Origin of the sequence: Synechococcus sp. N5 (assembly GCF_900473925.1) — a bacterium.
Lineage (GTDB): Bacteria > Cyanobacteriota > Cyanobacteriia > PCC-6307 > Cyanobiaceae > Parasynechococcus.
The window spans coordinates 378,925-398,701 of sequence record NZ_UCNI01000006.1; the positions used below are offsets into that span (position 1 = coordinate 378,925).

Sequence of the window (19,777 nt, forward strand, 5' to 3'; positions counted from 1 at the left end):
GCTTTTGCTGGTAGCCTGAATTTCTGCTCTTATTATGCAGAGAAGACTTGTCTTGACAGACATATCATCTACATGTTTTCCTGTTCGGTTTTGTTGAGCTCCCCTACTTTTCTGGCTTAGTTGTTTGATTTGGTGGCATCGCTTTTGACTTGTCTTCAGGCTGCTTTTTGCTAGATATTGAAGTTTTCTCCTTGGCTGGCTTTGGCTGTTCTCCCGCAGAAGCTTTTTCTTTGTTAGTGCTTGTCGTATTACTGTTTTTCTCTATCTTCTGGCTTTTTGCTTCAGGGTCTTTCTTGTCAGGTACGGGTGTTTCTTTGGTGACCGTTGTCTTTTTTTTGGGTTTAAGTTTGCTTGTATCTAAGGAGCCTTCGCCTAAAGACTTATATCCTAGAAAGATCAGACCACCCACAACTGGGATTGAAGTAAGTCCACCTATCGCAATTTCGAATTCGCTCAACGCCATGGTTCTTTTTCGTGATGATCAACCCCATCATTGAGGAGCGTTGCCACATCGAACTTTTAAAAATTACCTAACGTAGTATCAAATGGTTTTTATAATATGTCTTTTGTGATCGCTGTATGTCTCGATTATCTTCGTTAGAGGTATTCATTGTTTTTGCCAGTAACTTTTTGATGTCTTTAATAATGCAATATTACCTCAGATTAATTGGCCTCCCTTTTTGCCAGGGCTCGCTTGCCATTCAAGCCATCAAGTCAGAACTCGCGAGTTGACTCAATATCAGCTTCGCTTCAGCCCTGTTTAGATCTAGCGCCTGATTTGTCGTCAGAAATAATTGAAAGGTGTTATCGGCAGATATATTTTCATGCAATGAGTTGTGATCGTGACCGTTTTTTAGAATCACAGCTCAGGTCAGGTTCCATCACCGTAAGAGATTTTATAAGAGGACTACTACTCTCCGATCGTTTTTATAGGGGCTATGTCGAATGCAATGGGAACGATCGAGTAGTTGAGCAGGTCATAGGCCGTGTCCTTGGTCGCCCTGTTTATGGACAAGATGAAGTTAAATCTTGGTCCATTGTTATTGCCGAACAGGGATTTGCAGCTTTTGTTGATGACATCCTGGAATCTCCTGAGTATTTTGAGAGATTTGGAATTGATGGAATCCCTGATCAGGTAAATCGTATTTTGCCAGGACGCTCTCAAGGAGAGATGCCTATCTATCAGCGACTTCCTCGCTATGGAGAGAGTTGGCGTGATCGACTGATTCGTGATGGATTAATGATCTCTGTAGATGCCTTCAATAAAATCAGTCGGCCAATGACTGTGTCCCGTCTGATCTATGAAAAGCCTGAGGGTCGTCTTTTTAAACTCTGGTGTGTTTTCTTGTTTGTTTTAGGCGTCGGAAGTGTTTCTTTGGTTCTTTTAGTCTTCCGCCAGATGTTTACGATTTGAGTGTGATATTGATTTAAATAGAATTATGTACATTTCGGAAAAATCAGTTGAAGCAGCTTTCTCGGCTAAATCAGTTAATTCTAATGGTCTACGCACTGGGCTAGAGCCATCTTTGGGAGGAGCATTGCGTGAAAAAGCAGTTTGGGTTGATGAGTCTGATTGCATTGGTTGTCGTTACTGTGCACATGTGGCGTCTAATACTTTTGTTATGGTCCCAGAAACAGGTCGCTGCCGTGCTGTGCGACAAGATGGCGATTCAATAGATCGAATCCAGGAGGCGATTGATACTTGTCCTGTTGATTGTATTCATTGGCTAGACTTTGAGTGCCGTGATGACGGCGTAGAGATTTGAGCTATGTGAATACTTTAATTCTTCCTTGATTGAAGATACAGGTTGCTATAAATATGTTTGAGGGATGCGTCCATTGATCTTTTGATCTATAAAGGTTGGTATACTTTGTCAACGCCATGCAAACTACAAACCACCCATGAGCATGTGAACCCTGTGGCTGCATAGTTGATCCAGAAGCAGCCATCGAGAAAGAAGGCAAGGTTTACTGCTCTCAGCGATGTGCTGATGGTCAGGCCGGTGATGACCATTGTTGCTCTAGTTGTAATTGCTGCTAATTATTCGCAGCAGTCACACCCCTGCAAATAATCTACTTTGCATATGTTTAAGGGTACCACCGATACACAGCTAACTACATTTGAATCCTTAAGTACTCTTACTTGAATCCCGCCGTTCGATTCCTCTACTAATTCCAGAGCTAGGCCAACTAGCTCTTCATTATCTGCATTCTTGTAATTCAATATCACAAGACGTTGAAGTGTCTTTGAATTCAACACCTATAAAAACTCCTGGGAAGTTGATTAACGCTGAACTGACTCCCCCGTCGATGCTCATTGGCGGAGAAGTCAGCGGAACTCAGCGCCCAATGGCTGTAGTTAAACCATTGGCTGGAGGTTGTGGACGCTCCAACCTCATCTTTGCTCTGCCTATGGATTAAGTGCTGACAATATGAAGCGTTTGCAGCGACTTAATGAGTCTCATGAATGTAGTGCCCTCGTTGCTTGCAACTGTTAATACAACGCTGATCTGACTCCTCCCCTTCATAAGAGGAGCCAGGCCGTTGCTTGCTGTGTCGGCGAGGGATGGTAACGCTGACACTCAGCGCCCAATGGTTATTGGAGAAACCATTGGATGGAAGGCCCATGCGACTGAAACTTCCGAACAAAGTATGGAATGTAAGTCGGATGTTCGTGCTTTAGATGTTGCTAAGAGTAGTTTCAAATGAGCAGCGGCATTGTTGTGATGTCTTTTAAGGACTATCGGAATGCTGAGCAACTGATTTCGACTCGCCTTGTGGCTCTTCTGGTTCACTTGATCGCTACTCTGCAGTGGGAAGTAGAGCTAATCTCTTAGGCCAAGCACTTGAACATTATTGAGTATTTACGCTTAGTGACGGATTTGCATTAATTGAGAATGTTTATCACTATCAATAAGAGCCCTTTTGGGGCATGATTACTAGGTCGTCCTTGGACGGGATCGACGGGCCAATGCATTCTCCTCTTTCGTTGAATCAGCGAAAGAGGAGATGGCCCCTTTGATCTATTGACATGTAACTTCTGTCCAAAATTCCGCATCAACGCCTCGCTGCGTTCTATAAATAATGAACCGTCCAAGGTCAGTGAGAACCCCGGCATAGCCGGGGTTTTTGCTTCTTGGGAGACCAGCATGATGACGATACAGGTGCCGACTAAAAACAACGCTCCTATGCAGTGAAGACATTCACCTACGGATTAGGAGCCTGAGTATCTGTTGTCTATACCGTCTCTCTACGTCTTGCTTGTCGTACGCCTCAGTGCCTGGGTGCTGGGGGCTGCCCTCTATTTGAGCACTGGATTGGCAGGATGATGAGTCCGTTGAGCAATGGCGGCTCTATCATTGGGTTTCTTTTGTGCTATAAGCGGCCGTTGCTCGGAAAATGGTGCCAACTCATTCGGCAAAAAATTCGCCGGTGTCTTCAAAGCTGGTTGGTACGCCGATCATCTGAATAAGGTCGAGCAAAGGTCAAATAGATCACTAGGCGACGTGATGAGAGATATGGGTAGGTAGAAGCGTTGCCCCTAGAACCTGTTGTGCCATACCAGCCTGAATTTGGAGATCAAGAAGTGGATCGTCCGACCTCTCAAGGCTCTCTTTTTCGCAGACAAGAAGGCATTCTTCTGGCTCAAGGCCAAGCTTGGCTGGACTGAATACCAGATGGCTGCTTTGGTCTGGGTGAAGGGCCTCGTCATCGGCCTGTTGTTGGGTTGGTGGCTTCTTTGAACTTCACCGCTCTGCTCATCGTCTTGGCTTTGGGACTTGATCCAACGGGCATTACGGCTCAGCTGAATGATGGCGGCATCTATGACAACTACTCAGACTTCGAAGCCTGCAACGACTTTCTGGCTGGTGATCAGAACATCGAGGATGAACGCTGGGACATTGACTTCGGTAAATGCCTGGACCGTTGGCCTGAGCTCGGCTAGGTGATAAGAGATGGCATGGAGTGACCAGATCCGTGCGGTCTTTGTTGACCCACAAGTGATTGGCATGGATGCCCTCTACCAAGCCATCGGCTGGTTCCTCAAAGATGGGGCTGACTTCGACCGTGCTTATCAACTGGTGATCGAGGCCAGGGGTGTAGAGGCAGCGACGTGGATCACCTTCTGCGTTAATTGCGCTACGAGGTTTGATGACACACCTGAGGAATCGGAGTTCCTGTTCGTGCTGGAGCAGATGACTCGTGAGCACATGGGCATGGATTGAGACAAGCGAAGCCACCACCGCAGCCCTGCGTGGATGACCTCGCGTGCTCCCCGCCTTCATGTTCAAGGAGCACCCTTGTCTTAGCTCTGGTGATCCACGGCCTGAGCATCTATTGCTACTGAGGCCAGGTGATCGGATACGTCCAGGTGTTCCCATTTAAAAAAGTTCGGGAAGAAGCAGAGAAGAAAGTGCACGTGGCAGAAAGGCTAAAAATCCCCCGCCTCTTGGAGCTTTCATTGAAATTACCTTCCGATAGCTATTGCTGATTGCAGCTATGAGGTTGCACCAGAGAATTAGTTCAGTATTGGGTGGTGTATCAACTGTTCCGTTTTAGGGACTACATTTCCCTAATGAGTGTTTTTACTTATCAAAAGTGCTCGTGATACATATTTCACAGATCTTTGTCAGTAAATTCACCATCTTCTTTGGGTAGCGTCGCCATAATTTAACGAAATACAAATTGTGATGGAAATCGAATTGCAGGCAATTCTTGAAAAATGCACCAAAGAGGAGCGTGAGGTTATCGAGAGGTGGTTCAATAATTTTCAGGCTATCGAGCTTTCCAAGTTCAACGGCATTTCTATTGCCAGAGGCGCTTCGAACGCCTGCCAATTAAATTAGAGGTTTTCCTAGGGAGCCTTCCTCCCTCTAATTTTGACAAGAATGGAAAAATGTTGCAATATTTCTGTGATTATTTCCTCTTTATTCGGTGATCAAATCTAATTCACTTGCATGAAAATTATTGGTATTGTTTCCGCCATCCGTTCCTTGCAGCCCATAGTAATTGCCTTTCTCGAACCTGACGGTAATTGGATACCTTGATTTCGTGGGCTCTTTCTCTCGAGAAGCTACAATTCCTATTTCATTATACCAATAAGATTCCTTTCGCTTTACACGAACCTTTGAACCCTTTTGGATTTCAGTCATGATTGATCAACAAAAAATAAGACACTTGAAATGCGTGATTTGGTCTAGCATGTAATTTTGCTAGACCAGAAATTTCCAGATTCTTCTGTGAACTGCATAGCGGGTCCACAATAATAATGACAGTGCAAGGGAACCAAAAAAGGTCAGCTCCATTCCCCAGATGACGGTATTTTCGACACCTAGGAAATCTATGGTGTGAAAGAAACTGCCTGCCATGAAGAATAAAAATCCATAGAAGCGAAAGTGTCGAGGTAGCTCAAATGAGGCTTGCTTTGAACTATTCACTTTACGTTAAGACCTCTGTTTAAAAGCACCAGCCAAACGCCAGCAATAGTAAGCATTGCTGGCAGGCCTGCGATGAAAATACTGGGATCTGATTGCCTAGTGTTGATGATCCAATACACGCCCCAGCCCCATGTGAGAAGAAAAATCAGATTGAGACGAAGCTTTGAAGAAAGCTGAGTGATCAACGCTCCCCCAATGCGACGATTGAAAGATGGTGTTTCAGTGTTAGACATGGTTTCGAGCTTCTTGCTTATCCTGATACTTGGCTAGTCCACTGTCGTATCAATTGCTCTATGCGTATCGATCTACATGGCTAAAAAGAGAGTTCAATTGATCAATAACTCTTGTCCTATTTGTTCAAGCCAAATCAGCGACGTCGCCTTCGTCTCCATCAGGGTCCCTTCGCCAATCACAGCGAGTACCAGAAGCAGTATCCACTTCATTGAAAAACCTCAAAAAAAGACCCCCTCTCAGGGGGGGGGATTTCCGTGTCCTCATGGTGAGAACGACATGCGCTTGTACATCAATGGTTCAATGAGCCCATGCCTCCCTTAGTGGAAGACCGCGAAGAAGGGGAAAGCTGTGACCAAAACAGTGATTGCGATGAAAGACCAAATAAGCATCAATCCAATGCTGTGTTGAGTGGTCTCATGAAGTGTGGGAGCGCGTGTTGCCATGGCCCTCAATGGTTGCTCTCCAACCCCTAGCGCTGTCATTGGAGTGATGGCATCCAGAGAACAACCTATGGTTGGAACCGGATCATTGCCCAATAGCCATGGTTGTCCAGAGGGAGCCAAGTGCTGTGTTCCCACCCACGCAAATCGCTGCCACAAGCATTCCGAAGTAAAAGAGCTTGAAGTACCCAAGACGCGTTTCGGGTACCCAAACATCAATTTCCTCTTTGGGCATCACCCCATCCCGATCTGAGAAAGGATCCCTTGACCGGTGAGTAGCTCAGTGCCAAGACCAATGATGAAACCCATCATTGCCAGGCGGCCATTCCAGGTTTCAGCGAAAGAAGAGAAGCCGAACTTGCTGTCCATAGCGTCGTTTAAAAAACGTAATAATGCTAGAGGCGCTCTTTTGTTTCTGTTGTGCCAAATGAATCAACCAGCTCCACAAGCTTTATCTCTCAGCCTTATGCGGTTTTGACAGCTCTTGGGAGCCTCCCGAGCGAATACGAAGTCAGGTCAGTTCACAGCCTGCGCCAGCCACTGTCTTGGGGGTTTGGAGTACAGGTTGGAGCATGTGCCTGATCAGCTGCTCCGCGAAATTCTTTGGCGATCTGACTTTGTGGGGGTGAAACCATCTCCTGGAATGGGAGGAACTCGCCTAAAGTAGGGTCATTGCACGGATCTCGACCGGCGCTGCAGATTGTGGCGTCGGTCAATTTTTTGCTCCGACGCTTTGAGTTCGAGGAGCAGTTCCCGGCCCTTGGCGGCCACCAATCCACGGTGGGCCAAGGCTTCGATCACCAGCTCAACGTTCCAGAGGTAACTGGAGTTGGCGGAGGGACCGTGGCGATAGTGCTCGCCGAGATTTAGGCATCCGCCGCGGAAATCCATGTTCCGCTTGAGGGTTCTGTCGCTGCATCCAGCAGCCTCCGCCGTTGGGCGGGTCTTGAGCCAAGGCATGGGGCAGACGCACCGTTATGTGCGCGGGGTGCCATCCCAGTTCTCGTGGTGCAGAAGTTCGCGCTGGAGTGCTGCATAGAAGTTCCGCAGCTTGTACCGTCGCTTCTGATCGGGGTTGCCCTGCTCGAGGGTGCCGATGCGGAAGTCGTGGTCGTCCATACGGACGCGCTTCTTGGTGAAGTTGCGGACTTGCCGCTCGGCGTACTGACGATCGACTCCCTTAGGAGTCAGCAGCTCGACGCGAGTGGGGATGGGCCGATCAGGACCTTGCATCCAACTTGGATGACGTGTTCGGTTCGATCCCTCGGCGCAGACGCGATGCTGCGTTCCCGACTTCACACGAAGACGTTGGCACACGTCCCGTCAGAGCGCAACAGACTCGACCGCTTGATTGAACCTTTCGGTTGCTTGTTCTAGTTCCTGATCGTTTACCCAGGCCGAGTAATACTTCAGATGCACGCGAGTCGTGTGTCCCATTAACTTCGCTGCTTGAGAGTAATGTAGCGGTCTATCGGAGTATTTATGGGCTCGCCATGCCCAACCGTGACGCAGCGCATTTACCTTCAGCCCTGGGACCTTTTTAGTCAGAATCTTCCAGTATCTATAGCGCCTCACTTTCTGAGCAAAGGCTGCTCCAACAGCCTTAAATCCATTCACATCTTCAACCTGATCGATCTGAGTTAGGACGGCCTCGGGCAGTTTGTAGAGGCCGTGGCCGTTGTTCCAGAGCGTTGCCATCTTCTTCCCTAAACCAGCTCTGCCTTTGAGTTCTAAGGGCTTGACTAGCCTCTCGCCCTTCTGATCGCTTGTCTCAATCTCTTTGAGTCCGCGCTTAACTTGTCCGCCTATATAAAGGTTTCCGTTGTCATCAAACCTCATTACGGCAAGTTCACTTTCACGCAAGCCATAAAATCCAACCAAGCCAACAGCAAGCCACAGCTCATGTTGACTGTCGGCCTCGAGATTATCTAACAAAGCCTCGAAATCTTCTGGCAGCAGCGGGATGGTTTCCTTGGAGTTCTCAGTTGTAGTAACTGGCGCCCCGACGAGGGCCTTCCTTTTCTTTGTCGAGAGCGGCCTCCATCTTTCGGGAGCACCCATCTCCTCGACGCCGTAATCCAGGATGCGGGCCACGTCTTGCAAGTTTCTGCGCCGCCCGTCCCCGCCCGGGGGCATCTTCAGCTGGCCAGCTCTTTTGTGATCGTTAGGGTAAACCTCGTTGAAAAATAGTTTCGCGAAAGCCCGCATCAGGGACGGGCCGTCCGTTGGAGCTGGCTTGCTCTTGATGGTGAGCTTGAACCGCCGCACGCGGATCTTGAGGTCGGCGAGGGTCCCGCCCCGTCGTCCCTCCATGCTTTCGAGGAAGGCATCGGCTGCAGCCGACCAGTCGAACTTTCTGAGCGCCGGAGCCTTGCCGCTTTCCTTGCCCAGGGCCTTGAGGCGCTTCTGGTTGGCCTCCTGGATGCTCTCGCCCGCCTCGACAAAGGATCTGATCTCCTGAACCGCGTTGAGGATCTCGGTGGCTTTGTCGGGCTGCCAGGGAATCTCCGTGAGGACAGAGGGCTTGCTGCCGTCCTTCAGCTTCATCGTGAGCTGGGTCCGCCCCTTGAGCTGCCTGACCGTCCAGTTCCTGCCATGCGTGGCCTTATTGGTCGCCCGCATTGCTGCTTCCCAGGGTGCTGAGCTGCGGCTCATTTCGGTGGCGTGCTCCAAATCCGTGGGTGTGCTCCAAAGAGTGCTCCAACTGGTCGTGACACGCAACGACAGGGCTGAGCACGCTTGTGGCTCAATCCTTGTAATACCGCTTCAGATCAGGCTTCTGACCAGTGATTTCGATCTCTGATCGTTTTGGCCATACCGTGTGATGTTCTCCTTTGCAAGGAGATTGTCACTAGTTCGATCCCAGTATCGCCCATCTCAAAACGCAGTGCTGCACTGGGTTTCGTTGGTTTTTGCTTCAGTTCGCCAACGCTCGCTCTCCAGGGCCATCGCCTGTTGGCTGGGCGCTGAATTCACCGCGCAGGACGCCTTCTGCCCTTCGCATCATTTTCAGGCAGGTCTCCTTGTCAGCAGCGGCGTAGGCAGCGTCCATGCATTGCACGTACTGCTCTTCAGGAGTCACAAGCCGTTTGCCATTGGGCGGAGTATCGGTCCGATTCGAATGGCTCGCCGTAGCTGCAATTACTCATCCGCTGGGTGCGTCGGACGGTTGGGTGTGCAAAGGTGGGGCGACGCCAAAGAGCCTGATTGAAGGCCCACTGCGCGAGAACCGATAACTCGATTCCATGAACAGAAGATCCAGCACTCCCCCGAGGGAGTGGCGAAAGGCTGGCAGCAATGCCAGCAGAATTGACCTCAGCGGCTATGCCTCATCTCAGCATCGCCGTTTCCTGAAGGCGGAAGCCGAGCAGGCCCCAGGGGAGCCCAGGCATCGCTGACGAGGTTCGTCACATCAGCGGAATGAAGACGCTTCAGCTGTTGCTGCCGTCATCCATGCCACGTCTGATCAGGCTTTGCGTGAGCCAAAGCAGACCAATGAAACCGGCCGTGACGATCAACAGAGTCAAGATTCAGGCTGTGGTGCGGACGTAGAGACGTAGCTCGCTTCGCCACCACATCATCATTGGAAGGTAGGCCTCAAAGGCACTTTGTGATGCAGTTGGTCTTTGCGCTTGTGGTTCCCGTGGTTCTGCTCGTGGGGTTCACTGCGCTGTTGGCAACTGGCAGGTTGTCGATCTCTCGCAACGCTGCGTGGTTATTGGAACGCCAAGGCAGCATCTGGATGGCTGGAATCGTTGCCCTTGCTGCTGCTGTGGCTGTGGTTGCTCTGCAGCGTTAAGCCATCTCGCCGAAGCGCTTCCAAAAGCTTGACCCATCCCCAGGCAGGGAGCGGGATGGGTGGCTTGTTGTCTTTGGAAGTCTTGATCAGCGGCTGCTGGAGCGCTTGCGCACAACCCTTGGGGTCTCCCGCTCGGTCTTGGCATCGGTTTCAGACACCGTCTTGTCTTCGCCGGCGGCTTCTCCCTGCCCGGGCTCATCGTCGGGTTCCTGCGCCTCAATCACTCCAAGCACCATGGCGGCTTCCAGCTGATCACTCATGTCACCGATGGTGAGCAGGGCTTTTAAGACCAGCTGGGCGCGAGGCGCTTTGGGCAGGCCGGGACGAAGCTTTTTGGTGGTGTTCCACAGCTCCAGGGCCACTTCCTTCAGCAGTTCCTTGTCAGCAGCCATTCGTTTCGAACGTGAATCGCACCATTCTCGTCATCGGGGGGGTGGTCCCCCTTCCGAATCAGAAGCAGAAGGGCAGGAATTGGGTGCGGCAGGCGGCATAGCCATCCACCAGGGGGCCCAGCCCGATCTGGTGAACGATGCCGGCACCGGTGAGCCCCTCGGTGATGATTCCGATCACGATGCCGACCATGGCGGCACGGCCGTTGAAGCGTTCGGCCTTTTTGAGCTGCTCCATGTGGATGTCGCGGGCAGCGACGCCTTGGAACCAGGAATCGCTGGCTTGTGTGGATTTCATCGAACTCAAGCTGTTGTTACAAAGCTTAATCTGAAAAATCAGTTTTTCAGCAGCAGTCGTTCCCCCGGTGTTGGATCGGTCCAGGAGCTGCTGGCCGGCAGCTGGGCTCCAGTGTTGGCTACGGATCCTTTCATTTGCAGGGCCCGACTCAAGGCGCCGCCAAAGCGCACGTCGCCGCCGGAGGTGCTGGCGAGCACCGTGGTGGGTTGGAAGCGTTCCACCAGTTGCGGCACCACGGAGCAGCCTTTAACGAACGCTCCAAGCGCCGGCAGCCCCAGATCCACCATCGGCGTGATCACGGCATCCAGTGGCTGTGGCTCCAGGGCTGGATCGAGAAAACCGTGGGGTTCGAGATAGAGCGACCCGGCCGGATGTTCGAGCAGATAACCGTTTTCCACCATCGGCACCGGTGCACCGGCGCTGGCGCGCACCCGCAGGCCCTGGTGGTTGGTGCTCTCTCCGGGGGAGAGGGCTTTCACGCTGGTGAATCCCAGGCGTTCCACCACCCGTGCAGCCGCCGCCGATCCAATGACGGGCAGGTCCTTGGGGAGAAGCGCCAAGGTGTCCGGATGGGCGTGGTCTGCAAGCCCCTGGGTGAGCAACAGCAGGTTCAGCTTCTCGGGCACCTTGCGCTCGCAGGGCAGTTCCCCTTTGAGCAGCCACTCCCCGGGGGGGAAGCTCAGGCTGCCGCGCAACCAGGGATCCACCAGAACGCGGAGATCATCGAATTCGAGCAACCAGCCATTGGCTCCGTAGTACGTGGCGGCCAGGGTCATGACGGTCTTTGCTGCCGCTCGCGGCAGTCGCTGCAGAGACCAAAGAATTCAAGCGTGTGAAACAGGAGATCGAAGCCTTTGCGACCGTCTTCGGGCACCTCCAGGTCGTGAATCGGGCAGTGGTCGAGCGCCTGGGTCTTGCCGCAATCGACGCAGGTGAGGTGGTGGCGATCCCGTTCCAGCGGCGCATAGAGCGCCTCGCCATTGGGCAGGTGGCGGCAGCGCACCAGGCCCCGTTGCTGCAGCTGGCGCAGATTCCGGTACACCGTGGCCAGGCCCATGGCCTGTTCGGGCTCCAGGCTGCGGTGCAGCTGCTGACCGCTCATCTCATCACCACAGGCCTGCAGGTTCGCCAGCAAGACCTTCTGGCGGGCATTGATCTGGGTGGCAGGGCGGCGAGTGGCCATGGTTTCAAAGGGCGACCAACCAGCGGCCACTCAACATCACAGCGTGGGATTCAGCCACCGATCAGCTGCTCGCTCAAGCTCCAGAGCCGCTGCCGTTCGGCGGGTTGATTCGCCGCGGGCGCCACACGGCAGAGCGCCGGTGCACCCCGCAATCCACCGAACTGTTCAGGGCCGTAGTGCTCGCCACCCTGTGCCGTCGCCGCGGTGGCGGCATGCAACTGGGGTAGGGCACCCATCCCGGCGCCTTGGAACAAGGGATCGATCAGCCGGTAGGCCAGAGCCTCGAAGCGGTTGCCGACGCTGGCGATCGCGGTGGGTTGCAGTTCTGTGCGCGCGATGCCGGGATGGGCGGCCAGAGAGCGGATGGGGCTGCCCTGCTCGCGCAGGCGTGCATCCAGCTCAAGGGCGAACATCACGTTGGCGAGTTTGCTTTGGCCATAGGCGCCATAGCGGTCATAGCCCTTGCTCCAGCTGGGGTCGTCCCAGCGGATCTTGCCGAAGTACTGCGCTCCGGAGGTCACCGTCACCACGCGGGGATCGGGACGGTTCTGCAGGAGCGGCATCAGGGCCTGGGTCAGGGCCATGTGCCCCAGGTGATTCACGCCGAACTGCAATTCATGCCCCTGGGCGGTGGTGCGGCGCGGCGGTGCCATCACGCCAGCATTGTTGATCAGTAGATCAAGGCAGCCGTAGCGCTCCCCGACGGTGGCCGCTGCCTTTTGCACGCTGGTCAGGTCCGCCAGATCCAGGCCCACCAGATCCACCGCTCCCCCATCGCGCTCCTGCAGCAACTCCTGCTTGGCCCTCTCGGCTTTGCGGGGGCTGCGGCACGCCAACACCACGGTGGCCCCGCAGCGTTTCAAGGCGCGCGCGGTTTCCAGGCCCAGGCCGCTGTTGGCTCCAGTGATCAGAGCTATACGGCCCTGCTGGTTCGGGATGTCAGCCGCGGACCAACCCATCGCTTCACCTGAGCCTGGGCTCAGTCCTCAGGGAAGAGCAGCTCGGCCAGTTCGTCGGCGTCCACGTCGTAGACGCGGGCCAGGCTGGTTTCGATGGCGTTGGTTACCTCGCCCGGCAGGAAGCGCATTGAGTTGAGGGCGTCCTCGGCGATGTCGTCGGTGAGCAGCTTGTCGTCGCTGTCCAGCTTTTCGTCATTGATCACCGCCATAACCCAGCTCTGGTAGGCGTAGACCAGATCGGAGAACTCGAGTTCGGGATCGTTCAGGTCCAGGGCCATGGTGCGAATAGCCAGTCGACCCAGTCTGACCTTTCGCAGGAGAGGATGAACAGCATGGATTCCGCTGATGCCACTGGCCTGCAGGCCACGCTGTTTGATTTTTCAATCGCTGAGCTGGTGCGGCAGCACCGGGAGAGCTTCCAACCCATGTGGACGGCGGAAAGTTGGGTGAAGCTGCTGATCTGGTTGTCGCTGAATTGCGGCAGCTCCGGGGATGAAGCCGGCATGGCCCGGTTCGTCGAGGCGCTTGGGCCAAGCCTCACCACCCGGATGCGGCGGGTGTTCTTTGAGCGGGAGCTGGAGGCCCTCGATCTTCAGGTGATGGCCGATCCGGCTGAGCAGCAGGTGCTGGTGTTGCCGATGGGCCCGGGTGTTCCCCTGGATCTTGAGCGCGCTGCCACGGTGATCGAACAGGTGCAGTTGCAAGACCACGTGGTGGCTGACCGGTCGCGCTGGCAGCAGCTCGATGCTGTGGTGGCGATACCTCGCTTGGAGGCCGCGGCATGAATCTGATCGGGCGCTACAGCAATCCCGGTTACGCCTCGGTGGCCGATGCGGTGCGTGAGTTCTTCGAGCGCCGGGTGGACTTACAGCGGCCTGGCGTGGCCTTCGGGCCCGAGGGTGAGGGGGAACCGGCGAAACAGAGCACCGACATCAGCCTGGTGGCGATTGATCGCTCGGAACCCGAATCCTTTGCCCTCTCGCAACTGATCCTGCGGGGGGTGACGGCCGGCTTGGAGCGCTATCTGCAGGAGCGGCCGTTGTTCCGGCAGTGCTGCCCGCAGCAGAGCCTGTTTGTGAATCCGATCTTCAACCTCCAGCACTACGCCCCGGGGGAAGGGTTCAAGCGATGGCACTGCGATTGGACCATCAGCGATGAGGCCACCGAACCGGTGCACCGGGTGCTGGCCTGGATCCTTTATTGCAACGACGTGGATGAGGCTGGCACCGAGTTCCATTGGCAGGACCACCACGAACCGGCGGAGCGGGGCAAGTTGGTGATCTTTCCGGCTGGTCCGTCCCACATTCACCGCGGACGGGTGAATGAGAGCGCCAGCAAGTTGATCGCCACCGGTTGGATCAACGCCGGACGCCAGGAGGACTACCTACGGCGTCTCGCCAGCTGAGTCGTTGGCAGGATCGCTGTCTGCTTCGGCCTGGAGCTGATTGGTGGGGCTGCCGATCCGGTGGGTTTGTTCCTTGGAGGGGGGCCATTCCATCGGATACACCTGGCGCTGGGGGAAGGGAATGCCGATGCCGTTCTTGTCGAACGCCGTCCAGATCGCCTGGCGGAGGTCGCTGCCGACTGCAAAAGCTTCCAGGGGATTGCGCACCCAGAACAGCAGTTTGTAGTTGATCGAGGAGTCGGCGAAATCCACCGTGAACGCCTGTGGTGGTGGGTACTGCAGCACCTTTTGCGACCATGGCTGGACTGAACTCCCCGCCTCCTGTGCCCGAACTGGCCAAGACCTACGACCCGGCTGGCACGGAGGCCCGCTGGCAGCAGGCCTGGGAGGACCAGGGAGCGTTCCATCCCGACCCGAAGGCCCCCGGTGAACCGTTCTCTGTGGTGATCCCTCCGCCGAACGTCACCGGCAGCCTGCACATGGGCCACGCCTTCAACACGGCCCTGATTGACACGATCGTGCGCTATCAGCGCCTGGCGGGAAAGAACGTTCTTTGCTTGCCCGGCACCGATCACGCCTCGATCGCGGTGCAGACGATCCTTGAGAAGCAGCTCAAAGAGGAGGGCAAGACCCGCCACGACCTCGGCCGTGAGGCGTTCCTCGAGCGGGCCTGGCAGTGGAAGGCAGAGAGCGGTGGCCGGATCGTGGGTCAGCTGCGGCGCCTGGGCTATTCCGTGGATTGGAAGCGCCAGCGCTTCACCCTCGATGAGGGCCTGAGTGAGGCGGTGAAGGAGGCCTTCGTGCGGTTGCACGAGCAGGGGCTGATCTACCGCGGCGAATACCTGGTGAACTGGTGTCCCGCCTCCGGTTCGGCGGTGAGTGATCTGGAGGTGGAGATGAAGGAGGTGGACGGCCACCTCTGGCATTTCCGCTATCCGCTCAGCAGCGGCGACGGCCACCTGGAGGTGGCCACCACCCGGCCCGAAACGATGCTGGGCGATACAGCGGTGGCGGTGAATCCCACCGATGAGCGCTATGCCCACCTGGTGGGCCAGACCCTCACCCTGCCGTTCGTGGGGCGGGAGATTCCGATCGTGGCCGATGACCACGTGGAGAAGGACTTCGGCACTGGCTGCGTCAAGGTGACGCCGGCCCACGACCCCAATGATTTCGCCATCGGCCAGCACCACGGTCTGCCCCAGATCACAGTGATGCGCAAGAACGGCACGATGAACAAGGAGGCCGGCCAGTTCGAGGGGCTGGATCGCTTCGAGGCCCGCAAGGCTGTGGTGGCCGGCCTGGAGGAGCTGGGGCTGCTGGTGAAGGTGGAGGACTACCGCCACAGCGTTCCCTATTCCGACCGCGGCAAGGTGCCGGTGGAGCCGCTGCTCTCCACCCAGTGGTTTGTCAAAACCGAGCCCCTGGCGGCCCGCTGCCGTGAGGCCCTCGAGAAGCAGGATCCCCGCTTCATCCCCGAGCGCTGGGAGAAGGTTTACCGCGACTGGCTCACGGACATCCGCGACTGGTGCATCAGCCGCCAGCTCTGGTGGGGCCATCGCATCCCCGCCTGGTTCGTGATCAGCGAGACCGGTGGTAAGTACACCGACACCACGCCCTACGTGGTGGCCCGCAACGAAACCGAAGCCCTGGAGAAGGCCAAGGCGGAGTATGGCGCCGCGGCGGAGATCGAGCAGGACGAAGATGTGCTCGACACCTGGTTCTCCAGCGGCCTCTGGCCCTTCTCCACCCTGGGCTGGCCCGATGCTGACAGCGCCGACCTGCAGTGCTGGTACCCCACCAGCACCCTGGTGACGGGCTTCGACATCATCTTTTTCTGGGTGGCCCGGATGACGATGATGGCCGGCGCCTTTACTGGCGAGATGCCCTTCCATGACGTCTACATCCACGGCCTGGTGCGGGACGAGCAGAACCGCAAGATGAGCAAGAGCGCCGGCAACGGCATCGATCCGCTGCTGCTGATCGACCGTTACGGCACCGATGCCCTGCGCTTCGCCCTGGTGCGGGAAGTGGCCGGTGCCGGTCAGGACATTCGTCTGGACTACGACCGCAAGAAGGACACCTCCGCCACGGTGGAGGCGTCGCGCAACTTCGCCAACAAGCTCTGGAACGCCACCCGCTTCGCCCTGATGAACCTGGGCGGCGAAACGCCGGCCCAACTCGGTGACCCCGATCCCGCTGCCCTGCAGCTGGCGGACCGCTGGATCCTCTCCCGCCTGGCCCGGGTGAACCGGGAGACGGCCGAGCGCTACAGCAGCTATGGCCTGGGTGAAGCCGCCAAGGGGCTTTACGAGTTCGCTTGGAACGACGTCTGCGACTGGTATCTGGAGCTGAGCAAGCGCCGGCTCAACCCCGGTGAGAACCCCTCAGCCGAGGCCCTCGCCGATCAGCGGGTGGCTAAGCAGGTGCTGGCCAAGGTGATCAGTCAGATGCACTTGATGCTGCATCCGCTGATGCCCCACCTCACCGAGGAGCTCTGGCACAGCGTCACCGGCGAGCCGGAGACCACCTTCCTGGCCCTGCAGCCCTGGCCGGAGCTGGATGAAAGTGCTTTGGATGATGCGTTGGAAGCCTCGTTCGCTGAGCTGATCGGTGCCATCCGTGTGGTGCGCAACCTGCGTGCGGTGGCGGGCCTCAAGCCCTCGCAACCGGTACCGGTGCGCTTCGTCACCGGCCGCGGTGAGCTGGCGGCTGTGCTCAGCAAGGGCACGGCCGACATCATGGCTTTAACGCGAGCCGAGTCGGTGGCGGTGATGGCGCCGGCGGAGGCTGATGCGGCTCCGGTGGCCAAGGCCCTGGCGGGGGTGAGCGGTGAGCTGCAGGTGCTGCTGCCGATCGAAGGCCTTGTCGATCTCGATGCACTGAAAGGGCGCCTCGAGAAAGACATCGCCAAGGCGGAGAAGGAGATCAAGGGCCTGGCGGGCCGGTTGGGCAACCCCAACTTCGCCGACAAAGCCCCGCCGGAGGTAGTGGCGGAATGCCAAGCCAACCTCGATGAGAAGCAGGCCCAGGCCGATCTGGCGCGCAAGCGCCTGGCGGATCTGAGCTGAGTCGGTGATTCAGGTTGAGGGGCTGAGCAAGATCTACCGGGTTGCCGAGAAGCAGCCCGGCTTGGCCGGCACCCTGCGCCATTTCATTCGCCGCCGCACCCGGGACGTCACCGCGGTGCAGGACGTTTCCTTCCGGATTGAACCTGGGGAGATGGTGGGCTTTCTCGGTGCCAACGGCGCCGGCAAAACCACCACCTTGAAGATGCTCTGCGGCTTGATCCACCCCAGCGCAGGCGAGGTGCAGGTGGCGGGGCACCGGCCCCAGCGCCGTCAGGCGGAGTTTCTGTGCCGGATCACCCTGGTGATGGGGCAGAAGCAGCAGCTGCTCTGGGACCTGCCGCCGATGGATTCGCTGCGGGTGAATGCAGCGGTCTACGGCATCCCTGATGCTGTGGCCCGGCGGCGGATCAAGGAGCTGGCCGATCTGCTGGAGATGGGGGAGGAACTCACCCGGCCGGTGCGCAAGCTTTCCCTGGGCCAGCGGATGAAGGCCGAACTGTTGGCGGCGCTGCTGCACGAGCCGGAGGTGTTGTTCCTCGATGAACCGACCCTGGGGCTGGATGTGAATGCCCAGGCCCGGGTGCGGCAATTCCTGGCCGAGTACAACCGCCGCACGGGGGCAACGGTGCTGCTCACCAGCCACTACATGGCTGATATCACGGCCCTCTGCCCCCGGGTGCTGTTGATCCACCAGGGGCGCTTGTTCCACGACGGTCCCCTGGAAGCGCTGGCTGATCAATTGGCACCGGAGCGGGAGGTGCGGCTCGAGTTGGAGTCGCCCGTTTCAGCCGATGACTTGGCGGGGTTGGGGCGTTTGGAGCAGCTGGAGGGCTGTGATGTGCGGCTGCTGGTTCCCCGCGATCAGCTCACCGCCGTGGTAGCGCAACTGCTGGATCGCTTCCCCGTGCGTGATCTGGATGTGACCGATCCACCGATCGAAGAGCTGATCGGTGGGTTGTTCCGGCAGGGGCGTGTCTGATGCGGATCTTCGGGCTGAACCGGCGGATCATCCGGGTGTTGCTGGGCTCCCAGTACGCCCACATGCTCGAGTACCGCGCCGAGATCGCGCTCTGGGCCTTGTCCGGGGTGCTGCCGTTCATCATGCTCAGCGTCTGGAGCGGCAGCGACGCGCGCTCGGGGCTGGGGCTGGATGGTGTGGCCCTGGATCGCTATTTCCTCAGCGCCTTTCTGGTGCGCCAGTTCTCGGTGGTGTGGGTGGTCTATGCCTTCGAGGAAGACGCCCTGCTGGGCCGGCTGTCTCCTTACCTGCTGCAGCCGCTGCATCCGCTCTGGCGTTATGTGGCGGCCCACCTCGGCGAGCAGCTCACCCGTCTGCCCTTTGCGGCCCTGATTGCGGCGGTGTTTTTTGTGGTGCGGCCCCAGGTTTTCTGGTTGCCGTCGTTGGGGGGCTTCCTGCTGGCCTGGCTGGCCACCTGGATGGCCTTCGCCATCGCCTTTCTGTTTCAGAGCCTGATTGCGGCCCTCTGCTTCTGGAGTGAGAAGGCCAGTGCCCTGGAGCGTCTGCAGTTCATTCCCTTCTTGTTCCTGTCCGGTCTGCTGGCACCGCTCACGGCCTTTTCGCCGGCGGTGCGGGCCCTGGCCCAGTGGACGCCCTTCCCGTATTTGATCGATTTCCCAGCCCGGGTGCTGGCGGGCCAACCGGTGGATCTGGTGGCGGGCTTCGGGGCGCAACTGGTCTGGATCGCTCTGCTGTTGCCGCTGGTGCTGCTGCTCTGGCGGGCTGGCGTGCGGCGATACAGCGCCATGGGGACCTGATGGGGCGCTACTGGCGAACCCTGCGTCGCTTCTGGGGCATGGCCGTGGCCGTGCAGCTGGAGTATCAGGCCAACGTGCTGATCGAGTTGCTGGCGGTGGCGATGAGCCTCAGCGGCAGCCTGTTCCTGCTCTCGCTGTTCTATGGCCCCGATCAGACGTTGGGGGGCTGGAGCTGGGCCCAGGCCCTGATGGTGCAGGGGCTTTACACGGTGTTCGATGGCATGGCCACCACCTGGTTGCGCCCGAACCTCGGGGCGATCGTTACCCATGTGCGCGAGGGCACCCTGGATTTCGTGCTGCTCAAACCGATCGACAGCCAGTTCTGGTTGTCGCTGCGCACGCTTTCGCCGGCGGGGCTGCCGGAGATCGGCCTGGGGCTTGGGCTGCTGGCCTGGGGCAGCCATCAGGCCGGTGTGGAGCTCAGTCTGTTTGCGCTGTTCACCGTGCTGGTGATGCTGTTGGCCGGTGGCTTGATCCTCTATTCGCTGTGGTTTCTGATCGCCGCCACCAGCATCTGGTTCGTCAAAACCTGGAATGCCACTGAGGTGTTGCGGGCCCTGCTGGCCTCCGGACGTTATCCCCTCAACGCCTACCCGCCTGCCCTGCGCCTGCTGTTCACCCTGGTGCTGCCGGTGGCTTTTCTCACCACGGTTCCGGCCCAGGTGTTGTTGGGTGAGGCCGCCGCACCGATGCTGCTGGCGGGCTTGGCTCTTGCGGTGCTGTTCTTTGCGGCGGCGCGGGCCTTCTGGCTCTTTGCCCTGCGCTTCTACACCTCAGCATCGAGTTAG

At 57.1% G+C, this 19,777-nt stretch carries 25 protein-coding genes and 2 pseudogenes; 12 read left to right on the forward strand and 15 right to left on the reverse strand.

Annotation, left to right across the window (positions count from 1 at the left end; genetic code table 11):
• Positions 1-103: 103 nt before the first annotated feature.
• Complete coding sequence (locus DXY03_RS11880; RefSeq protein ID WP_170952004.1) at positions 104-463, reverse strand: hypothetical protein; 360 nt, start codon at positions 461-463, stop codon at positions 104-106.
• Between the two features lie 366 nt (positions 464-829).
• Between DXY03_RS11880 and DXY03_RS07340 the strand changes: the two genes are divergently transcribed.
• From DXY03_RS07340 to DXY03_RS07360, 5 genes and pseudogenes are all read left to right on the forward strand, one after another.
• Positions 830-1,414 carry a phycobilisome rod-core linker polypeptide gene (locus tag DXY03_RS07340; RefSeq protein WP_244272349.1) on the forward strand — a complete coding sequence of 195 codons (585 nt, stop codon included), beginning with the start codon at positions 830-832 and terminating at the stop codon, positions 1,412-1,414.
• Positions 1,415-1,439: 25 nt separating this feature from the next.
• Positions 1,440-1,766: a ferredoxin gene (locus DXY03_RS07345; RefSeq protein WP_115009825.1), complete on the forward strand. Its 327-nt coding sequence runs from the start codon at positions 1,440-1,442 to the stop codon at positions 1,764-1,766.
• 152 nt (positions 1,767-1,918) lie between these two features.
• Positions 1,919-2,041 (forward strand): annotated as a pseudogene (locus tag DXY03_RS07350) (metallothionein); the annotation flags it as partial.
• Between the two features lie 1,689 nt (positions 2,042-3,730).
• A complete protein-coding gene (locus DXY03_RS07355) occupies positions 3,731-3,946 on the forward strand; it encodes a hypothetical protein (protein WP_136987665.1) in 216 nt (71 codons plus the stop codon).
• Positions 3,947-3,956: 10 nt separating this feature from the next.
• A complete protein-coding gene (locus DXY03_RS07360; protein WP_115009827.1) occupies positions 3,957-4,226 on the forward strand; it encodes a hypothetical protein in 270 nt (89 codons plus the stop codon).
• Between the two features lie 702 nt (positions 4,227-4,928).
• Here DXY03_RS07360 and DXY03_RS07365 read toward each other — a convergent pair.
• From DXY03_RS07365 to DXY03_RS12750, 7 genes are all read right to left on the reverse strand, one after another.
• A complete protein-coding gene (locus DXY03_RS07365; RefSeq protein WP_115009828.1) occupies positions 4,929-5,153 on the reverse strand; it encodes a photosystem I reaction center subunit IV in 225 nt (74 codons plus the stop codon).
• Between the two features lie 281 nt (positions 5,154-5,434).
• Entirely contained in the window at positions 5,435-5,671 is a 237-nt protein-coding gene (locus DXY03_RS12285; RefSeq protein ID WP_170952005.1) for a hypothetical protein, read from the reverse strand.
• Positions 5,672-6,346: 675 nt separating this feature from the next.
• On the reverse strand, positions 6,347-6,481 hold the full coding sequence (locus tag DXY03_RS07370) for a high light inducible protein (RefSeq protein ID WP_114987765.1): 135 nt from the start codon (positions 6,479-6,481) through the stop codon (positions 6,347-6,349).
• Positions 6,482-6,781: 300 nt separating this feature from the next.
• Positions 6,782-7,072, reverse strand: coding sequence for a hypothetical protein (locus DXY03_RS07375; RefSeq protein ID WP_136987666.1), 291 nt, complete (start codon positions 7,070-7,072; stop codon positions 6,782-6,784).
• A 15-nt stretch (positions 7,073-7,087) separates the two neighbouring features.
• Positions 7,088-7,345, reverse strand: coding sequence for a hypothetical protein (locus DXY03_RS07380; RefSeq protein WP_115009830.1), 258 nt, complete (start codon positions 7,343-7,345; stop codon positions 7,088-7,090).
• A gap of 90 nt (positions 7,346-7,435) precedes the next feature.
• The gene (locus DXY03_RS07385) at positions 7,436-8,734 is read right to left on the reverse strand and encodes a site-specific integrase (RefSeq protein WP_115009831.1); all 1,299 of its coding nucleotides are present in this window, start codon (positions 8,732-8,734) and stop codon (positions 7,436-7,438) included.
• 295 nt (positions 8,735-9,029) lie between these two features.
• A complete protein-coding gene (locus DXY03_RS12750; protein ID WP_256377242.1) occupies positions 9,030-9,164 on the reverse strand; it encodes a hypothetical protein in 135 nt (44 codons plus the stop codon).
• Positions 9,165-9,357: 193 nt separating this feature from the next.
• Between DXY03_RS12750 and DXY03_RS12290 the strand changes: the two genes are divergently transcribed.
• Positions 9,358-9,510, forward strand: a complete 153-nt coding sequence (locus DXY03_RS12290) for a hypothetical protein (RefSeq protein WP_170951434.1) — start codon at positions 9,358-9,360, stop codon at positions 9,508-9,510.
• A gap of 487 nt (positions 9,511-9,997) precedes the next feature.
• Here DXY03_RS12290 and DXY03_RS07400 read toward each other — a convergent pair whose 3' ends face one another.
• The 6 genes from DXY03_RS07400 to DXY03_RS07425 are packed head-to-tail and all read right to left on the reverse strand — an operon-like array spanning position 9,998 to position 13,018.
• Positions 9,998-10,303, reverse strand: coding sequence for a TIGR03894 family protein (locus DXY03_RS07400; RefSeq protein WP_115009834.1), 306 nt, complete (start codon positions 10,301-10,303; stop codon positions 9,998-10,000).
• Positions 10,304-10,361: 58 nt separating this feature from the next.
• A complete protein-coding gene (locus DXY03_RS07405) occupies positions 10,362-10,598 on the reverse strand; it encodes a high light inducible protein (protein ID WP_115009835.1) in 237 nt (78 codons plus the stop codon).
• Between the two features lie 38 nt (positions 10,599-10,636).
• Complete coding sequence (locus tag DXY03_RS07410) at positions 10,637-11,374, reverse strand: MBL fold metallo-hydrolase (protein WP_115009836.1); 738 nt, start codon at positions 11,372-11,374, stop codon at positions 10,637-10,639.
• Positions 11,371-11,781, reverse strand: coding sequence for a transcriptional repressor (locus DXY03_RS07415; protein WP_115009837.1), 411 nt, complete (start codon positions 11,779-11,781; stop codon positions 11,371-11,373). Before DXY03_RS07415 ends, DXY03_RS07410 begins: the two co-directional genes overlap by 4 nt.
• 50 nt (positions 11,782-11,831) lie before the next feature.
• A complete protein-coding gene (locus DXY03_RS07420) occupies positions 11,832-12,740 on the reverse strand; it encodes an oxidoreductase (RefSeq protein WP_115009838.1) in 909 nt (302 codons plus the stop codon).
• A gap of 20 nt (positions 12,741-12,760) precedes the next feature.
• Positions 12,761-13,018, reverse strand: coding sequence for a hypothetical protein (locus tag DXY03_RS07425; RefSeq protein WP_006852028.1), 258 nt, complete (start codon positions 13,016-13,018; stop codon positions 12,761-12,763).
• A gap of 54 nt (positions 13,019-13,072) precedes the next feature.
• Between DXY03_RS07425 and DXY03_RS07430 the strand changes: the two genes are divergently transcribed.
• Positions 13,073-13,525 carry a protein phosphatase gene (locus DXY03_RS07430; protein ID WP_115009839.1) on the forward strand — a complete coding sequence of 151 codons (453 nt, stop codon included), beginning with the start codon at positions 13,073-13,075 and terminating at the stop codon, positions 13,523-13,525.
• Positions 13,522-14,145 (forward strand): 2OG-Fe(II) oxygenase, encoded by a 624-nt coding sequence (locus DXY03_RS07435; RefSeq protein ID WP_114987741.1) that lies wholly within the window; start codon positions 13,522-13,524, stop codon positions 14,143-14,145. Before DXY03_RS07430 ends, DXY03_RS07435 begins: the two co-directional genes overlap by 4 nt.
• Here the strand turns inward: DXY03_RS07435 and DXY03_RS07440 are convergent.
• Positions 14,125-14,433 (reverse strand): annotated as a pseudogene (locus tag DXY03_RS07440) (mechanosensitive ion channel protein); the annotation flags it as partial. The gene DXY03_RS07435 and the pseudogene DXY03_RS07440 overlap by 21 nt on opposite strands.
• Before the next feature lie 35 nt (positions 14,434-14,468).
• Here DXY03_RS07440 and DXY03_RS07445 point away from each other — a divergent pair.
• The 4 genes from DXY03_RS07445 to DXY03_RS07460 are packed head-to-tail and all read left to right on the forward strand — an operon-like array spanning position 14,469 to position 19,777.
• Positions 14,469-17,213: a valine--tRNA ligase gene (locus tag DXY03_RS07445; protein ID WP_115009986.1), complete on the forward strand. Its 2,745-nt coding sequence runs from the start codon at positions 14,469-14,471 to the stop codon at positions 17,211-17,213.
• A 4-nt stretch (positions 17,214-17,217) separates the two neighbouring features.
• Positions 17,218-18,192 carry an ATP-binding cassette domain-containing protein gene (locus tag DXY03_RS07450; protein ID WP_115009840.1) on the forward strand — a complete coding sequence of 325 codons (975 nt, stop codon included), beginning with the start codon at positions 17,218-17,220 and terminating at the stop codon, positions 18,190-18,192.
• Positions 18,192-18,989: an ABC-2 family transporter protein gene (locus DXY03_RS07455; protein WP_115009841.1), complete on the forward strand. Its 798-nt coding sequence runs from the start codon at positions 18,192-18,194 to the stop codon at positions 18,987-18,989. Before DXY03_RS07450 ends, DXY03_RS07455 begins: the two co-directional genes overlap by 1 nt.
• The gene (locus tag DXY03_RS07460) at positions 18,989-19,777 is read left to right on the forward strand and encodes an ABC transporter permease (RefSeq protein WP_115009842.1); all 789 of its coding nucleotides are present in this window, start codon (positions 18,989-18,991) and stop codon (positions 19,775-19,777) included. Before DXY03_RS07455 ends, DXY03_RS07460 begins: the two co-directional genes overlap by 1 nt.

Excerpts from the sequence above, each read along its gene's own strand:
- DXY03_RS07420 (WP_115009838.1), bottom strand. The coding sequence starts at position 12,740 with ATGGGTTGGTCCGCGGCTGACATCCCGAACCAGCAGGGCCGTATAGCT.
- DXY03_RS07340 (WP_244272349.1), top strand. The coding sequence starts at position 830 with ATGAGTTGTGATCGTGACCGTTTTTTAGAATCACAGCTCAGGTCAGGT.
- DXY03_RS07415 (WP_115009837.1), bottom strand. The coding sequence starts at position 11,781 with ATGGCCACTCGCCGCCCTGCCACCCAGATCAATGCCCGCCAGAAGGTC.
- DXY03_RS07430 (WP_115009839.1), top strand. The coding sequence starts at position 13,073 with ATGGATTCCGCTGATGCCACTGGCCTGCAGGCCACGCTGTTTGATTTT.
- DXY03_RS07405 (WP_115009835.1), bottom strand. The coding sequence starts at position 10,598 with ATGAAATCCACACAAGCCAGCGATTCCTGGTTCCAAGGCGTCGCTGCC.
- DXY03_RS07360 (WP_115009827.1), top strand. The coding sequence starts at position 3,957 with ATGGCATGGAGTGACCAGATCCGTGCGGTCTTTGTTGACCCACAAGTG.
- DXY03_RS07385 (WP_115009831.1), bottom strand. The coding sequence starts at position 8,734 with ATGCGGGCGACCAATAAGGCCACGCATGGCAGGAACTGGACGGTCAGG.
- DXY03_RS07375 (WP_136987666.1), bottom strand. The coding sequence starts at position 7,072 with ATGCCTTGGCTCAAGACCCGCCCAACGGCGGAGGCTGCTGGATGCAGC.
- DXY03_RS07365 (WP_115009828.1), bottom strand. The coding sequence starts at position 5,153 with ATGACTGAAATCCAAAAGGGTTCAAAGGTTCGTGTAAAGCGAAAGGAA.
- DXY03_RS07370 (WP_114987765.1), bottom strand. The coding sequence starts at position 6,481 with ATGGACAGCAAGTTCGGCTTCTCTTCTTTCGCTGAAACCTGGAATGGC.
- DXY03_RS12285 (WP_170952005.1), bottom strand. The coding sequence starts at position 5,671 with ATGTCTAACACTGAAACACCATCTTTCAATCGTCGCATTGGGGGAGCG.
- DXY03_RS07455 (WP_115009841.1), top strand. The coding sequence starts at position 18,192 with ATGCGGATCTTCGGGCTGAACCGGCGGATCATCCGGGTGTTGCTGGGC.
- DXY03_RS07460 (WP_115009842.1), top strand. The coding sequence starts at position 18,989 with ATGGGGCGCTACTGGCGAACCCTGCGTCGCTTCTGGGGCATGGCCGTG.
- DXY03_RS07345 (WP_115009825.1), top strand. The coding sequence starts at position 1,440 with ATGTACATTTCGGAAAAATCAGTTGAAGCAGCTTTCTCGGCTAAATCA.
- DXY03_RS11880 (WP_170952004.1), bottom strand. The coding sequence starts at position 463 with ATGGCGTTGAGCGAATTCGAAATTGCGATAGGTGGACTTACTTCAATC.
- DXY03_RS07400 (WP_115009834.1), bottom strand. The coding sequence starts at position 10,303 with ATGGCTGCTGACAAGGAACTGCTGAAGGAAGTGGCCCTGGAGCTGTGG.
- DXY03_RS12750 (WP_256377242.1), bottom strand. The coding sequence starts at position 9,164 with ATGGACGCTGCCTACGCCGCTGCTGACAAGGAGACCTGCCTGAAAATG.
- DXY03_RS12290 (WP_170951434.1), top strand. The coding sequence starts at position 9,358 with ATGAACAGAAGATCCAGCACTCCCCCGAGGGAGTGGCGAAAGGCTGGC.
- DXY03_RS07425 (WP_006852028.1), bottom strand. The coding sequence starts at position 13,018 with ATGGCCCTGGACCTGAACGATCCCGAACTCGAGTTCTCCGATCTGGTC.
- DXY03_RS07380 (WP_115009830.1), bottom strand. The coding sequence starts at position 7,345 with ATGCAAGGTCCTGATCGGCCCATCCCCACTCGCGTCGAGCTGCTGACT.
- DXY03_RS07410 (WP_115009836.1), bottom strand. The coding sequence starts at position 11,374 with ATGACCCTGGCCGCCACGTACTACGGAGCCAATGGCTGGTTGCTCGAA.
- DXY03_RS07435 (WP_114987741.1), top strand. The coding sequence starts at position 13,522 with ATGAATCTGATCGGGCGCTACAGCAATCCCGGTTACGCCTCGGTGGCC.